Origin of the sequence: Sorangium sp. So ce296 (assembly GCF_051529605.1) — a bacterium.
Classification (GTDB): domain Bacteria; phylum Myxococcota_A; class Polyangia; order Polyangiales; family Polyangiaceae; genus Sorangium; species Sorangium cellulosum_D.
In genome coordinates this window covers 138,974-154,629 of the sequence record NZ_CP150325.1, presented here as the reverse complement: position 1 = coordinate 154,629, position 15,656 = coordinate 138,974, and the positions used below count along the sequence as shown (strand labels likewise).

Below are 15,656 nucleotides of genomic sequence, written 5' to 3'. Positions count from 1 at the left end.
ATGGCAGCTCGTGGAAGGGTGCTGGCCGGCCCTGCGGCGCTTCGTCCGGCGGCGCGTGCGCTCCTGGCGCTCGCTCCCTTGTGCCTCGGGGCCTGCTCGCTCGAAAGCCTGTCCTATCTTCAAGAGGGCGCGGCGGGCGCCGGAGGCGGCTCGGCGACGCAGAGCTCCAGCGAGAGCAGCAGCGGCTCTGGAGGCCGCGACGGCACCGGGGCCACCGGTGGTGGTGGCGGCGACGGGGGCGCCGGAGGTGTCGGGGGCGACGGCGGCGCTGCAAGCGTCGGGGGCGCCGGAGGTGAGGGGGGCGCCGGGGGCCGCGGGGGCGCGGGCGGCGACGGGGGCGGTCCGCTCATCGACCTCGAGACGGGGCTCTTCTTGCATTACACGTTCGACGCGCTCGAGGAGGGCATCGCGGTGGACGCCACCGGCGGCATGCGCGACGGGACCCTCCTCGGGGGGACGTCGGTGGAGGGGCACATCGGCAATGCGCTGTCCCTCTCGGGGGAGGAGGAGTACGTGGAGCTCCCGCCCGGCGTCTTGCAGACGCTCAACGAGCTCACGGTGTCCTTCTGGATCTCGCTCGGCGAGCAGCAGTGGTGGCAGCGGATCTTCGACTTCGGATCCGGAGAGGTGGCGTGGCTCTACGTGTGCCCGAAGGCGGCGAATCCGACCGGCGTCCGCCTCTCGTTGAACTCCCCTGCGGGCGTCGAGGAATACACCATGAATGGTAGCTTGCCGCTCCACACGTGGACGCACATCGCGGTGACGCTGAGCTACAACCCGAGCCGCTCGTCGATGTACATCAACGGGGCCGAGGTGGCGAGCAGCGATCTGATCGTTACCCGCCCCTCCGATCTGGGGAACACGACGCAGAACTTCATCGGTCGCTCTCAGTTCGCGGGAGATCCCTACCTCATTGGGATCCTGGACGATTTCAGGATCTACGATCGCGCGCTCTCGGCGGCCGAGGTGGCGGCCCTCGCGGCGCAATGAGCGGGTGAGCCGGCCGCGGTCGGCCCGCTCGGCCGACCGTCGGAAGTTTGCTCGACAGGCGGTCGGGTGCGAGTCTGCTGGACACGAGGAGCTTGGCGCGATGGCTGGAGAGACAGGGATGCTGCGGAGGGGGAAGCCTTTCGGAACGGGGCGCGGCGGGTGGGCGGCGCTCGCGCTGGCGGCGACCGCGCTCTGGCCGCTCTCGGCCTTGGCGGACGAGCCTGCGGCGCCGGCGGACGGGCCTGCGGCGCCGGAGGCGGGGGCGGCCTCCGCGGTCACGCAATGTGTCGCCGCGCACGCCGAGGTGCAGCGGCTCCGGAAGGAGCACCAGCTGCTCGAGGCGGGCCGCGCGCTGAAGGGCTGCGCCCGGTCGGACTGCCCGGCTCCGGTCCTCCGCGATTGCGGGGCGTGGGTCGATGAGATCGAGCGGGCGACGCCGTCGGTCGTGTTCAACGTGACGAGCGGCGGCGAGCAGGTCACCGGGTCGACGGTCCTGGTCGACGGCCAGCCGGTCGAGCTGTCGTCGAGCGGCGCGCCGCTCAAGCTCGATCCGGGGAAGCACACCTACCGTGTCGAGCGCGCCGGGCACAAGCCGGTGTCCAAGGAGATCATCCTCTTCGAGGGGCAGCGCTTCCAGCAGCTGAACGTCGCGCTCGAGCCCCTCGCGGAGGCCCGGGTCCCGCCGGCGCAGGCCAGCGTCACGGAGACCTACCGTCCGGTGCCGGCGCTCACCTACGTGCTGGCGGGCCTGGGGGTCGCGGGCGGGGCGAGCTTTGCGGTGTGGGGGCTCATGGGCCGATCCGAGCAGGATCGCCTGGAGAAGACGTGCAGTCCGCGCTGCGCCGACAGCGATCTGGACGCCGTGCGCACGCGGTACCTGATCGCCGACATCTCTCTCGGTGTAGGCGCGGCGGCGCTCGCTGGCGCCGCGCTGACGTATCTGCTGCGCCCCACGAAGGAGAGGCCGATCGCCGTGTCGGTGGAGCCGAGCCGGACCGGTGTGGTGGGTTCGGTGTTGCTCCGCGGTATGTGAGATGATTTCATCTCTCGACCGGATGCTTGAAGCTTGACGACGGCCGTCATCGCCGTCGCGTTTTGTAGGACCCCAACAACCCTGTCGAGCACCGCCGGAGCGTTCCCGGGGGCTCGAGGTATCGGCCTTATTGGAGGATGCGATGAGAGAGACTTCGATCTTGTCGGGTGGTCTCAGGGCTGCGTTGCTCGCGGCCGCGATGCTGGGAACGGCGGCCGGCGGATGCGGCTCGAGCAGCGATGACGACCCGGGGGGCGGCGGCAGCGGGACGACGTCGACGACGACGACGACGTCGGGTGGAGGCTCGACGACGAGCGGCTCCGGGGGCGAGGGTGGGGGCGCGACGGGCACGGGCGGCGCGGGCGGCGATGGCGGCAGCGGCGCCGCGGGCGGCGGTGGTGAAGGCGGGGGCGGTGGTGAGGGCGGCAGCGGCGGAGCGACCGGCAGCGGCGGCGCGGGTGGAGATGGCGGTGCGACCGGCAGCGGCGGCGCGGGTGGAGACGGCGGTGCGACCGGCAGCGGCGGCGCGGGTGGAGACGGCGGTGCGACCGGCAGCGGCGGAGCGACCGGCAGCGGCGGCGCGGGTGGAGACGGCGGTGCGACCGGCGCCGGCGGAGCTGGCGGCGATGGGGGCGCGGGCGGCGACGGCGGCGCGGGCGGCAGCGGCGGCGCCGGGCCGGCGCCGAGGCTCATCGTGCACTACACGTTCGACGAGGAGACCGGCCTCGTGGCCCACGACGCGTCGGGCAACGGGAATGAGGCCACGCTGGTCGGGAGCGCCGGATGGCTCGCGGAGGGGCGAATCGGCGGCGCGCTCAATCTGCAGGGCGCCGATCCCCACGTCGATCTCCCCGACGGGCTCACCGACGAGCTCACCGATCTCACCATCGCGACCTGGGTCCAGCTGAAGAGCGTCGACAGGTGGGCTCGCATCTTCGATTTCGGCGGCAACGGGTTCATGTTCCTCACCCCGCTCGACGAGACCGGGGCCCTGCGCCTCTCGGTCTACACGGAGGTCGCCATGGTGGGCAACGAGGCGATCGTCCGGGTCCCGAACCCGCTGAACGTCGATGTCTGGAAGCATGTGGCGGTCACGATCTCGAGCGGCACGTACCAGCTGTGGGTCGACGGTGTCTCCGTCGCGTCGACCACGCCGGCGCCTCCGCACGACGTGACGCCGTCGCGGCTGGCGCCCACGGTGAACAACTACATCGGCAAGTCGCAGTTCACGGACCCGTTGCTCAAGGCGTATATCGACGACTTCCGGATCTACGACGGCGCGCTCTCGGCCGAGGCGATCGCGGCCCTCGCCGCGCCGTAGGGGAGGCCGCGCGAGGGGTCACGCGATTTCGTCGAGTCCGTTAGCACTTCATCCTGCGCTGACCTCCCGCGCGCTGGCTTATCCCCTGGCACGCCCCTCGCAACAAAGTTCCGCGCGCGGCGGCATGCGTCGCGTGGAGGTGGACCATGCACACCGGGATCGGCCTGGCCGTGGCCACGCTCGTCGGAGCGTCGGCCTGCGGAACGGCAGACGAACCGAACGAGGCGGGAGAGGAGGGCGGAGCGGAAGAGGCCGGCCTTCCGCCGCGGCACTTCGAGCTGAGCCTCGACCCGGAGGAGCCCGCGATCCCGCAGATCATGGCGGCCGGGTGGCACGAGCTCGTCGCGGCGTGCGCTGACCGTCCCGACGCGGCGGTCATCCTCTTCGATCCGCGCGACCCGGGCGCCATTGCCGATGTGTCCTGCGCCTCGATGCTCGCCGGCGAGGTCGCGGCGAGCATCGAGCCTGCCGCCGAGGAGGGGGAGAGCCGATCGCGGCGGCTCAGCAGCCGTGGAGCCCGATCGGCCTCGGATGCGGTGTCTTCATGCTCGCGGCAGGCGCGTTCGCAACCGAGGCGATCTGCCCGCGCGCCAGAAGTCCGCGGGACGCACAGCGCTGCGACCGCCTGTCCACCTACGGCCTGGGAACCCTCGGGGTTCCCTGCGCCTTTCTCTGAGCCATGGCCAGCACCCTGAGAACCATCGGCATCCTGGCCTCCGGCGTCGCGATCGTGGCTGCAACGGTGATGGACAGACCGGACCCGCTGGCACCCCTCTCGCCCGTCGGCTGGCTCCACATCGGCCTGCCGCTCTACCTGTACGTCTTCGCGCAATGCTGGATAGACGAGGGTCGTGCCCGCGAGCGGCGCGCCCGTGGGATCGAGGAGGACTAGAGCGCCAATCATATTGAAAATCATCTAGTTCCGACAGGTTATGCGGCCTCCTGCATCAGCCGCTGGGCCGACTCGAGATTCTGGATCGCTGCGGCGCGCCGCAGGTCGAACAGGTTTCTCCTGGCCCCGATGTAGCGCGCGCTGTGTCCTTTGCGCGCCGCAATGTGGGCGAGGGCATGCTCCACAGGGATGCGCTGCCGGAGCACGGCGCGCCCTGGCCCAGTCTGCTGTAGCTTCCGGAACTTGCTCTGCAAAGCTTCGTCCTCGGCGATGGACACGGTCCGCCCTCGTCCCGAGGTGGCTTGGGTGCACTTGGTTCGGAGAGGGCACGCGCCGCACTCGTCGGGATCAAACTCGACCGTGTCGCCCGGTTCGAACGCCTCGACCTGTCCCGCGGGACACGTGATTGTCTTGGCGCAGGTCGCGTGCAGCATGCTGTCGGCGCCTGCGCCGGTGACCGCGTGCGGGTGCAGCGGGTCATCGTACGAGAGCGTTCCGATGTCCGACTTGAAGGTGAGATTGCCGTTCGGGTCGTGGCCGTACCGGAGCGCGCAGGGCGCCGACGCGCGCTCGACGTCGCCGAAGTACGCGCAGGTCAGCCGCTGGAGCGGATCGTAACGGAAGCGCTCCGTCGTGTTCTCGGGCTGGAGCGCGTCGGTGCGGCGCGTGAGATTGAGGAGATCGTCGAACCCGTAGTCCAGGTCCTGCACCTCACCCGCGCCGCTCCGCGTGGCCATGTGCCTCAGGCGCTGCTTGTCGGCGAAATAGCTCCGCTCCGTGACGACGCCGTTGCCGAACACCTCCTCCCGGAAGCGCCCCGCGTCGTCCACGTCCGTCAAGCGCCAGTAGGCGGAGCCCGTTCCGCGGTTGCGCACGGCGAGCACATGGCCATGCGCGTCGCGATCGTGGGCCACGACGAACGGCGCCGCGCCGGCCGGCGCCGGATACGTGACCGCTCCCGGGCTTGACACGTTCATAGGTAGCCCAACCTGGCCTCCAGGGGAGAGCGCTCGCCGTCGTTCGCTCCGTCATGCGAACGGACGCATTTTCGTCAGAAATGCATCAAAATCCGACGCTACCGGCAACAAGTCCGGTGTGGCTTCAAGGTCGCCGAAAACGGATTGGAGATCGCAGTAAAGGACATTGCCGCGGCGGCGTCCTTGGAGGGCGAGACAGAAGACGTTCCCGCCGGAGTCAGCTGCTATCGGCAGCAACCCCTCTTCTAGTCGTTCGGCGAGAGTGGTAAGATTCCAACCGAGATCGCTCGACTCTACTGATCTGCCAATTCCGAAAAATACTTGTACGTCCGCCGATGCCCCTGGTAGGCCTTCGATATTAATTGTGTCTGGCGTAGGGCTGCCGCCGTTGAAAGCTGTATCGTCATCCCGTCTTGCTGGTGGTGCCAGGTGTAACCTTCCGTAGTCCTGGAGAATCCAGCCAGCGAGCCGGTGGCTGCGATCTTTACCTCTGTGCTGACAACGCCGGCAGCTCTGGCGATCAAGCACAAGGGCAACCCTGCCGACTACGCCGCTTGTCCAAGGCACGCCTCTTCAAACTCAAACACACCATCTCGCTCACCCTGCTCCAACTTCGCTCTCACTAGCGGATAAGGAACGTTGGGAGGCACGTCCACTGCGACCAGCCGCGGCAAATCACTCTGCTCCGAAGCGCAGCCAAGGGCACGAAGCTCCTCGCGCGTCTTCTGGACGTCCTCTACACGGGCAAACCATAGACGTATAGTGCTATGACCTGAGGATTTTGCCAATTTGTCGTACCATAGTTCCCCGTCAGGTCCTCGCTGTGCGATCACGACGTCTCCGTCTGCAACATCACGAGCGTAGAATGGAATATTGTCTAGTTGATAGCCGTCCTCGTGGGGGAGCGCCCATAGGCTCTCGACCTCATAATGGTCGGCGATGTCGCAGTCGTACTTGAACAAAATCTTCACGTGCCTCATTGACGCTTCACCGGTCCGACTTGCGGATGTTGCAACTACGACAGAGGATCTGACCATTCGATGGGCCCCCATCCCCACCCTTGCTTCGCGGGATGATGTGATCGCGCTGGCGTTCATTCCCAGGCGGCCTCTCGCCTGCCTCGCTTCTCTTTCCGGGGACAACATCAGTACCACAATTCGCGCACTTGTTTACGCCACCATTGCTCGCCGCATTTGCTGCATCGATCTCTTTCTTTCCACTGGGGGTGAAGCTCTTGCCTGATCTAGGACCTCCCGCTGTTCCGCCGGCGGAGGGCGCCGTCCCCTGCGGGCCTCTGCTGCCCGACCCTTGCGACATCAGCGCCTGCGACAGCCCCTGGATCCCCGCCGCGATGTTGCTGGCCCCACCGACGACGAGCCCGGTCGACACCGCGATCGCAGGCAGACCGATCGCCGCGCCGATTCCGGTGGCGCTCGTGATGCCCCCGAACACCTCCCCCGTCAAGCCTCCCAGCGTGAGGGCAACCCCACCCACGATCTGCCCGATAGCCAGCCCCATCCTGGCTTCAGGCGTCCCATGGGCCAGCACGCCGGCGGCGTCCAGCAGCTCGTGACCCACGCCGGCGAAAGGAACCGCCCCGAGCAACAACCCGGCGACGAACCCTCCCTCCACCTGCACGTAGGGATTCTGCGACCAGCCGATCGGCGCCGTGGTCACCGGCTGTGGCACGTACCCGGACGCGCTTCCGGTCGTGCTGACGTCGATCGGCCGCATGGCGCCGCCCGTCTCGGCAGCCACGGTGTTGGTGTCGGCGTCGGAGCGCGCCTCGACCTCGGGAACCGGGCGGACGATCAGCTTGAGTCCGATCGGGGGCAGGTCGCGCACTTCCCAGCTGAAGTCCGCGCCGGCAGGCAGCTGTGAGCGAGCCCCCGCCTCCGGGGGCGCTTCTTGAAAGCCGCCCGGGTCGACGTACGCGAGGGGGTTGTTCAACACGTAGCTGTACGGATTCCAGCTCTGCCCGAAGGACGGAATCGAAACGATCGGGTCCGTGGTCAAGAACCGCCCGGTGTTGGGATCGTAGAGCCTCCCCTTCATGTTCACGAGCCCGAGCTCGTCGTCGCTCTCGTGCCCGGTGAACCCCTGCGTCGTCTCGCTGGAGAACGACGCCGGCGCTGGCTCTCCCCACACGGGGCTCCTGCGCTGCCCGAACGGGTCGTAGCTCCGCCGCTCGATCACGTCGCCGTCCTCGCCGGTGAGCGCATCGACCGAGCCGAGGTGATCGACATGCACGTACCGCGTGCCCGTGTCCGAGCCTCCGCGGGTCACGATCGCCACCACGCGCTCCGGCGAGTGGACGTGGTACCGATGCTCCACGGTGCCCGATGCCGCCTTGGTGACCCGCTCGTACAGATCGCCGAAGTAGAGCGTCTCTTTTTCCGGCGTGGTCTTGCGGATCCGCTGCTGGTCGCCGTCGTAGCCGAACGTGATGGTCGTCGCGCCCTGGGTGATGCGCTCCGGCAGGTCGAAGGGCGTATAGCGCACCATCGTGCCGCCCGGCCGCGCGACCTGATTGCCAACGGCGTCGTAGGCGAAGCTGCCCGTGCCCGCGCCGGTGACCGCGTGCGGGTGCAGCGGGTCATCGTACGAGAGCGTTCCGATGTCCGATTTGAAGGTGAGATTGCCGTTCGGGTCGTGGCCGTACCGGAGCGCGCAGGGCGCCGACGCGCGCTCGACGTCGCCGAAGTACGCGCAGGTCAGCCGCTGGAGTGGATCGTAACGGAAGCGCTCCGTCATGTTCTCGGGCTGGAGCGCGTCGGTGCGGCGCGTGAGATTGAGGAGATCGTCGAACCCATAGTCGAGGTCCTGCACCTCACCCGCGCCGCTCTGCGTCGCCATGTGCCTCAGGCGCTGCTTGTCGGCGAAATAGCTCCGCTCCGTGACGACGCCGTTGCCGAACACCTCCTCCCGGAAGCGCTCCGCGTCGTCCACGTCCGTCAAGCGCCAGTAGGCGGAGCCCGTTCCGTGGTTGCGCACGGCGAGCACATGGCCATGCGCGTCGCGATCGTGGGCCACGACGAACGGCGCCGCGCCGGCCGGCGCCGGATACGTGACCGCCTCGACGCGACCGAGCTCGTCGTAGCCCAGCCTGGCCTCCAGGGGAGCGCGCTCGCCGTCGATGCGGAGCGAGATCACATCGAGCTGGCCGCGGTCGGTGTACCCGTACGTCTTCTCCGCGTCGGGGCTCGCGAGCGCGTGGAGCTTTCCGATCCCGTGCGCCGCGGTGTCCCACGTCCACGTGGTCGTCAGGCGCTCGGCGCCCTCCTGGTCGACGCGCGTGCGCGGTCGCCCGAGCGCGTCGTACGCCCACGGCGCTCGCGGCGAGCCGATTCATTCGCGCAATCTACCCACCAACACGTGCTGGGGATCGATGAACGCGTCATGTCGCGCATAGTGCAGAACTGCTGCGAGCCGCTCTTCAGCCGATGTCTCGCGTCGAAGCTGGGCCTCAAGCCCGACGATGGCGTCCCTGACCTGCTCAAAACTCAAGATATATTCGAGACCTTCGAACCTCCGAGGACGATGCCGATCGAACGGAAGAATGGTGACGGCGGTGTCCAAGGTTACGCTTGCTCCGAATGGGGCATAGATGTCGTCATCGGGCTCATACTTTTGCCAGTCCTGAAGAACTTCTTTTAGAAGAGGTGTCCCCATTCGCTCATCCCTCCCTGTCCGTTCGGGTGAAGTAGATGCTGCCAGGACGAACCGGACGCGTGTTGCTCGATTGGAACCAGTTGAAGTACGCCAGGTCTACCGGGAACATGATGCCATGTCCACCCCGCCGGTGATCTTCCAAGAACGCGGCCTGTTGGACTAAGGATCGTGCTCTCGAACTGTTGCCCTAGAGTCTGACGAAGCATTGGCGCGAGCTGTGGATCAGCCATCGCTCGAAGTAAATTCTCATTCGCTGCCGCGAAGTGCGCAGGGTATCGGCCGATCCCGGCCTTCGGGATGGTGGTCTCAAACGCCACCGAGTACGCTGTCGGTGTTGCCGTGGTGGCCCCCACCGCAGCCGCCGAGCTCTCCGCGAGCGCTCCCAGCCCTCTGCCAGCACCGTACACCGTTGCCGCGCCGAGGAGGATCGTCTTTACCCCCGCCGCGCCCGCCGCCCGGTGGTCGCCTCGGTCGATCGCGAGGGCCGTATCCGCCCCGATCTGTCCGATCTGGTAGAGCGGGTTCACGGCGTTCAGCGCGCCGAGGAGCCCGCCCTCCTCGTACCCCGCCCACGCCGCGCTCCCGAGCTCGTATCCGCTGTAGATTCCGAGCGTCAGCGCGTTCAGCGCCAGCGACCGCGCGACGCCTGCCGCCAGCTCGACCGTCCCTTCGGCGGCGCCCAGCAAGCTCTGGCCAACCACGGCGTCGGCGCCCGTGTCCTCCGGCACCGCGATCACCGGCTGCGGCACATACCCGGACGCGCTTCCGGTCGTGCTGACGTCGATCGGCCGCATGGCGCCGCCCGTCTCGGCAGCCACGGTGTTGGTGTCGGCGTCGGAGCGCGCCTCGACCTCCGGAGCTTGGCGGACGATCAGCTTGAGTCCGATCGGGGGCAGGTCGAGCACTTCCCAACGGAAATCGGCGCCGGCCGGCAGCGGTGAGCGAGCCCCGGCCTCCGGGAGCGCTGCCTGAAAGCCGCCCGGGTCGACGTACGCGAGCGGGTTGTTCAGCACGTAGCTGTACGGATTCCAGCTCTGCCCGAAGGACGGGATCGAAACGATCGGGTCCGTGGTCAAGAACCGCCCGATCCTGGGATCGTAGAGCCGGCCCTTCATGTTCACGAGCCCGAGCTCGTCGTCGCTCTCATGCCCGGTGAACCCCTGCGTCGTCTCGCTGGAGAACGACGCAGGCGCGGTCTCTCCCCACACGGGGTTTCTGCGCAGGCCGAACGGGTCGTAGCTCCGCCGCTCGATCACGTCGCCGTCCTCGTCGGTGAGCGCGTCGACCGAGCCGAGGTGATCGACATGCACGTAACGGGTGCCGGCGTCCGAGCCTCCGCGGGTCACGATCGCCACAACGCGCTCCGGCGAGCGGACGTGGTACCGGTGCTCCACGGCGCCCGACGCACGATCGGTGACCCGCTCGTACAGATCGCCGAAGTAGAGCGTCTCTTTTTCCGGCGTGGTCTTGCGGATCCGCTGCTGGTCGCCGTCGTAACCGAACGTGATGGTGCTCGCGCCCTGGGTGATGCGCTCCGGCAGGTCGAACGGCGTATAGCGCACCATCGTGCCGCCCGGCCGCGCGACCTGATTGCCAACGGCGTCGTAGGCGAAGCTGCCCGTGCCCGCGCCGGTGACCGCGTGCGGGTGCAGCGGGTCATCGTACGAGAGCGTTCCGATGTCCGATTTGAAGGTGAGATTGCCGTTCGGGTCGTGGCCGTACCGGAGCGCGCAGGGCGCCGACGCGCGCTCGAGGTCGCCGAAGTACGCGCAGGTCAGCCGCTGGAGCGGGTCATAGCGAAAGCGCTCCGTCGTGTTCTCGGGCTGGAGCGCGTCGGTGCGGCGCGTGAGATTGAGGAGATCGTCGAACCCATAGTCGAGGTCCTGCACCTCACCCGCGCCGCTCTGCGTCACCACGCGCCTCAGGCGCTGTTTGTCGGCGAAGTAGCTCCGCTCCGTGACGACGCCGTTGCCGAACACCTCCTCCCGGAAGCGCCCCGCGTCGTCCACGTCCGTCAAGCGCCAGTAGGCGGAGCCCGTTCCGCGGTCGCGCACGGCGAGCACATGGCCATGCGCGTCGCGATCGTGGGCCACGACGAACGGCGCCGCGCCGGCCGGCGCCGGATACGTGACCGCCTCGACGCGACCGAGCTCGTCGTAGCCGAGCCTCGCCTCCAGGGGAGCGCGCTCGCCGTCGATGCGGAGCGAGATCACATCGAGCTGGCCGTGGTCGGTGTACCCGTACGTCTTCTCTGCGTCGGGGCTCGCGAGCGCGTGGAGCTTTCCGATCCCGTGCGCCGCGGTGTCCCACGTCCACGTGGTCGTCAGGCGCTCGGCGCCCTCCTGGTCGACGCGGGAGCGCGGTCGCCCGAGCGCGTCGTACGCCCACGTGGTTTCTCGCCCGAGCGCATCGGTCGACGAAACCAGCTCGCCGAAGCCGTCATGGATCGAGACCGTCGTGCCCCGATCGGGGTCGTCGAGCTGCCGGACGCGGCCGAACGCGTCGCGCGTCGTGCGCGTCACCGCATCGCCTGGATCGGTGACCGTGTGCAGCATGCCGAACGGGCCGTAACTGTAGCGGGTGATCCCGTCGGCTGCGTCGGTGATCGACTCGGTTCGCCCCAGTGGATCCAGCTCGGTCACGGTCACGTGATCGAGCGGGTCGGTGGCGCGCACGCGCAGGCCATCGTACTCGGTCGTCGTGACCGCGTTCCATGGCGTCGCATGCCGCACCTCGCGGCCTACCGCGTCGTACTCGAAGCGATCGTACAGCCTCTCGCTCTCGGGGGTATCTTCGCGAACCGGCACCGAGCGCCGCGCGATGTGCTCGCCCAGCGCGTCGTAACCAACCTCTTGCAGGATGCGCTTCGCATCGCCCGCTCCCTGCGCCGGTTCCGGCTCGGGCCCGTACCACCACCACCGGATCGGGCGGCCGAGGGCATCGAGCTCGACCGTGTCGTCGGCTCCGCCGCTCGTGGTGCTCCGCTGCCTCACCCGCCACGCGTCCTGCTCCGGGCCGCCGTCCTTGGTGCGGGAGAGCGTGACCGTCGTCGTCGTGCCGTCCGGGCGCGTCTCGACGCCGAGGCGCCCAAAACCGTCGTGCGCCCACGTCGTCACGAGCTGATTCGGATCGACCCTCTTGAGGAGCACGCCGAGCGCGTCGTCGAACTCCACGAGCGTGGTGTGCCCGGCCGCGTTCACGTGCTTCTCGGGGAACATGCCCTCTTCGTCGAAGTCCGTGCTGAATGTCCGCTGGTGTCCGAAGGCGTCCTCCGCCGTGACGCCGGTGATGTTCCCGAAGTCGTCGCGCACGTAAGCGATCGTAAGCTTCGTGTCCGGCAGACCGTCGTCGCTCTCGGTGGATTCGGTTTCCACCTCGCCGTAGATCGTCGTAGTCCGCGTGACGTTCCGGCACTGCGACAACCCCGCCGCGGCGCTGCACTCCTTCTGCGTCTGGAGCTGGCCGAGGACCCAGCGCTCGGTGTCGTTCTTGAACGTCCGCGTGACCTTGACCGTCAGGTCGACGCCGCTCGTCGAGCTCTCCTCGGCGCGCACATTGCCGAACGTGTCGAAGTCCGTCACCGTCGACACCGAGTCGCGCAGCAGCGTCGCGCTGCCGCCTCCGGCCTCGACCTCCCGCACGTACGCCTCGATGCTCGGCGTCGCGGCGTTTGGAGGCGGATAGACCCCTTGCGCTCGCCTCACCCGGCGCTCGGTCGGCAGCGTGAAATACGTCGCGCCGTCGTTCGTCGGAACGAGCGTCCGCGTCACGTCGACGAACGAGAGCTCGATCTGCTCCGGTCTGGGCTGGCTCGCCAGCCCCGGAGCCCAGCGCCATGTCCGCTGGACGCTCCCCGCGAACGGAAAGACCTGGAGCTCGTCGTCGAAGGTGACGTGATCGTACACATCGAGCGTCGCGGCGCCCGTATCCAGGTCGGTGACGAGCCGCTCGCCGAAGCCGAGAAATCCGCGGCCCAGCCGATGGTAGCGCCCGTCGCGGTAGCTGACCTCGAAGCGCCGCGGTCGATCGGCGCCGTTATTGAGGGCGTACGCGCTGACCACCCGCCGCGGCCCGATCACACAGCGTCGCGGGTAGCCGCAGTCGTCCGCCGCGCCGGAACGCGCGAGGTACAGCGGGCTCTCCCGCGCCGGATCCTCCGCCCTGTCGCCCGTTGCCACCGACGCGTCGGTCAGGTGCCCGTACGAGATGCTCACATTGGGCACGAAGCCCGGCTCGGTCGGGTCGTGTGCGTTCATCCCGTCGGAGACCGCGACCAGGAGATCCTGATCGGCCGAGAGGTTCCGGAACACGTTGAACACGCCGCCGAGCGTCAGGATCACGTCCTGCGCGCCGTCCCCGTCGACGTCGCCGATGCGCGGCCCGCGTGGATCGGCGAGGGTGACCGCGTCGCCCAGGCTGGCCTCGAACGGCAGCCCTGCGTCGACCAGCCTGAAGGGCGGCCCCGCGCGGTCGCCGGTCGCCAGCAGGACGGCCCACGACGGGAGCGCGTCGGAGCCGCCCAGCAGCATGCCTGGTGGAACCGGCATGAGGACATCCTGCCGCCCGTCGCCGTTGACGTCGAGCGGCACGGCGAACCGGAAGAACACGTCCTGATCGGGAAGACCGAACAGATCGCCGAAGCTGAACGCATCGACGGTCCGGAACGGCGAGGCCACGAAGGTCGGCCCCGTGTTGAAGTAGGTAGTGAGCTGGTGGTCACCCGGGCCGGACTCGACGGCATCGGGCAGGCCGTCTCCGTTCGCGTCGAGAAAGACGACGCGGCCCCCGGGCCACACGACGGGGAGCTCCGTGTCGATCACCTCCCAGCGCCCATCGCCCCGGCGCATGATCGCGTCGTAGCTCGATCCGACGAGGACCGTCCCGTCACCGAACCGCCGCAGCGCCGGCACGACGAGATCGATCTTGCCATCGGCGTCGATGTCGAGCGTGTGGAGCTCCGTATCGCAGGGGTAGCCGGTGAGCAGCTCGATCGATTCGCCCGCGGGGTCGAAGCCCGCGGGCGTCGTGCCGCGCGCTGGTCGCCAGGGGTGGACGGCCCACACGGCAGCGAGCGGGAGCGGTGCCTGCCCCTCGCGGGCGTGGTCCTCGCACTGGATCAGATCCGGCACACCATCGCCGTCCAGATCGGCGAGGTGCATCGACGCGCCGGGGCTGCTCAGGCTCGGCGGCGCGGGCGTGACTCCGAGCGGGAAGGGCCTGCGTATGCCCGTGTCATGGAGGGCGAAGGTCCAGTCCGGCCGGGACAGGAGCACATGCCACGTCGTCTTGGCATCGTAGACGTCATGGAGCAGCACGTCCGCCCGCCCATCGTCGTCGTAGTCCAGCACCGTGCCGAGCTCGGGCTGAAGAAGGGCCGGATCGGAAGACCCCATCGGATCGGCGACCGTGGGCCACTCTTCGAGGAAGGCGAGCTCCGCCGGTGCGAGAAAGGACGGCGAGGCGCGCGCCCCGACGTTGCGCGCCACCCGCCACGCGGTGATCGGATTCCCCGGCGTGCTGAGCCCCGCGACCATGTCCGGGATCACGAGGTCGTCGAGCCCGTCGGCGTCGAGGTCGAACACCATCGGGCTCGCCCTCTCGGAGACCGGCTCGTCGATCTCCGTCGTCACCCGCTCGAATCCGGGCTTCGCGTGGCTGTACTGAACGCGCGTGGGAGGCTTGCAGACCCGGTCGCTCGCGCACTCCTCGACCTGGGTCAGGAGCGTGCGGCTCGTCGTCGGGCTGAGCTCATAGCGGAACCCGTAGCTCCGGACCAGCGCATCGCCCGGACCGAGCATCTGGATCTCCTCCAGGCGAAGCGAGCGCTGGAGCGCCATGCCGCCCGAGTACCCGGTGCGAATGGCGGCCGGATCCTTGGTCCCATACACGAAGCGTACCGCCCGCGAAGGCTCGAGCGACGGCGTTCCCTCGAAAGCCGTGTAGCGGATCTCGTCCACCGCGTACTCGGCGGCATGGCCGTCCTCCGCCTCGGCGAGGCAATACGCGTACGTCATGGCGTTGCCGCGGCCGTCGCGGGCCTTGTTCGCGAGCCAGGCGCGCGGGACGCCGCCCCGCGCGAGCGGCTTGCTGCCCTCGGTGCGTCCGTACTCGACGACGCGGCCGGTGGGCAGGGTTGCCTCGAAGAAGAGCGCCTCGGCGGGCGCGCCGCCTTCCGGACCGTAGCGCCCGACCACCTTGACGAAGGACTCCGGGAACGTCCGGTACTCGATGATCCCCGGCCCCTCTCCCACGGGAACCAGGCGGTGGCCGTCGAGGCAAAGCGCGTCGTCGCCGTCGTACCGCACGCCGCGGATCTCCCCGTCCTGCGCGAGGCTCTTGGGACATCGCGTGATCGCGGACAGCCCGGCGATCGAGAAGCCGGCCCCGAGCACGCCGTCGCCGCCGTCGCTGCGATAAACGAGCTCGATCCGAGGACCCACGCCCGCGCGCGAGGGCGGGGAGGCCAGATCCATGCTGTACACGGCCTCTCCGGTGTTCGTGATGGAGAACGCCCCCGGGATGGTGCCGGCGGCGACGGTCTCGACCTCTGGCGCGGGAAGGGAGGTGGCAGGGCTGCGTGCGCTCTGGGTCCGGCAGGCGACGACGCCCTGACGCGGATCCATGGGCGGGTCGCCGGAGATGCACTGGCATCCCGCCTGCGCGAGCACGCATGCGAGAAACATCAAGAGCGGGATCAACGCCCGGAGAACGCGTCGAAGAGCGAGCGCCATCGCAGCCTCCCTCGCACCGAGGACGCCACGGCGCGGCGGC

10 protein-coding genes and 1 pseudogene are annotated in these 15,656 nt (G+C 68.8%); 4 read left to right on the top strand and 7 right to left on the bottom strand.

The genetic code is table 11. From position 1 onward, the window contains the following. The 4 genes from WME98_RS00625 (at position 1) to WME98_RS00610 (ending at position 4,236) form a co-directional block, all read left to right on the top strand. Positions 1–990, top strand: a complete 990-nt coding sequence (locus WME98_RS00625; RefSeq protein ID WP_437949421.1) for a LamG domain-containing protein — start codon at positions 1–3, stop codon at positions 988–990. A 100-nt stretch (positions 991–1,090) separates the two neighbouring features. Continuing rightward, positions 1,091–2,023, top strand: coding sequence for a hypothetical protein (locus WME98_RS00620; protein ID WP_437949420.1), 933 nt, complete (start codon positions 1,091–1,093; stop codon positions 2,021–2,023). Between the two features lie 142 nt (positions 2,024–2,165). Beyond that, entirely contained in the window at positions 2,166–3,344 is a 1,179-nt protein-coding gene (locus WME98_RS00615; protein WP_437949419.1) for a LamG domain-containing protein, read from the top strand. Between the two features lie 679 nt (positions 3,345–4,023). After that, positions 4,024–4,236: a hypothetical protein gene (locus WME98_RS00610; RefSeq protein ID WP_437949418.1), complete on the top strand. Its 213-nt coding sequence runs from the start codon at positions 4,024–4,026 to the stop codon at positions 4,234–4,236. Positions 4,237–4,274: 38 nt separating this feature from the next. On the opposite strand, the pseudogene WME98_RS00605 reads toward WME98_RS00610, so the two are convergent. The 7 genes and pseudogenes from WME98_RS00605 to WME98_RS00575 form a co-directional block, all read right to left on the bottom strand. Beyond that, a pseudogene (locus tag WME98_RS00605) lies at positions 4,275–4,646 on the bottom strand (transposase); the annotation flags it as partial. Positions 4,647–5,264: 618 nt separating this feature from the next. Then, a complete protein-coding gene (locus WME98_RS00600; RefSeq protein WP_437954153.1) occupies positions 5,265–5,570 on the bottom strand; it encodes an SMI1/KNR4 family protein in 306 nt (101 codons plus the stop codon). Then, the gene (locus tag WME98_RS00595; protein ID WP_437954152.1) at positions 5,507–5,737 is read right to left on the bottom strand and encodes an HNH endonuclease; all 231 of its coding nucleotides are present in this window, start codon (positions 5,735–5,737) and stop codon (positions 5,507–5,509) included. The genes WME98_RS00600 and WME98_RS00595 overlap by 64 nt, the downstream gene beginning before the upstream one ends. A 21-nt stretch (positions 5,738–5,758) precedes the next feature. Next, entirely contained in the window at positions 5,759–6,184 is a 426-nt protein-coding gene (locus WME98_RS00590) for a DUF4265 domain-containing protein (RefSeq protein ID WP_437949417.1), read from the bottom strand. A 16-nt stretch (positions 6,185–6,200) separates the two neighbouring features. Next, positions 6,201–8,366 carry an RHS repeat-associated core domain-containing protein gene (locus WME98_RS00585; protein ID WP_437949416.1) on the bottom strand — a complete coding sequence of 722 codons (2,166 nt, stop codon included), beginning with the start codon at positions 8,364–8,366 and terminating at the stop codon, positions 6,201–6,203. Between the two features lie 195 nt (positions 8,367–8,561). Beyond that, complete coding sequence (locus WME98_RS00580) at positions 8,562–8,885, bottom strand: DUF7716 domain-containing protein (RefSeq protein WP_437949415.1); 324 nt, start codon at positions 8,883–8,885, stop codon at positions 8,562–8,564. Continuing rightward, positions 8,867–15,616: an RHS repeat-associated core domain-containing protein gene (locus WME98_RS00575; protein WP_437949414.1), complete on the bottom strand. Its 6,750-nt coding sequence runs from the start codon at positions 15,614–15,616 to the stop codon at positions 8,867–8,869. Before WME98_RS00575 ends, WME98_RS00580 begins: the two co-directional genes overlap by 19 nt. Between the last annotated feature and the right edge of the window lie 40 nt (positions 15,617–15,656).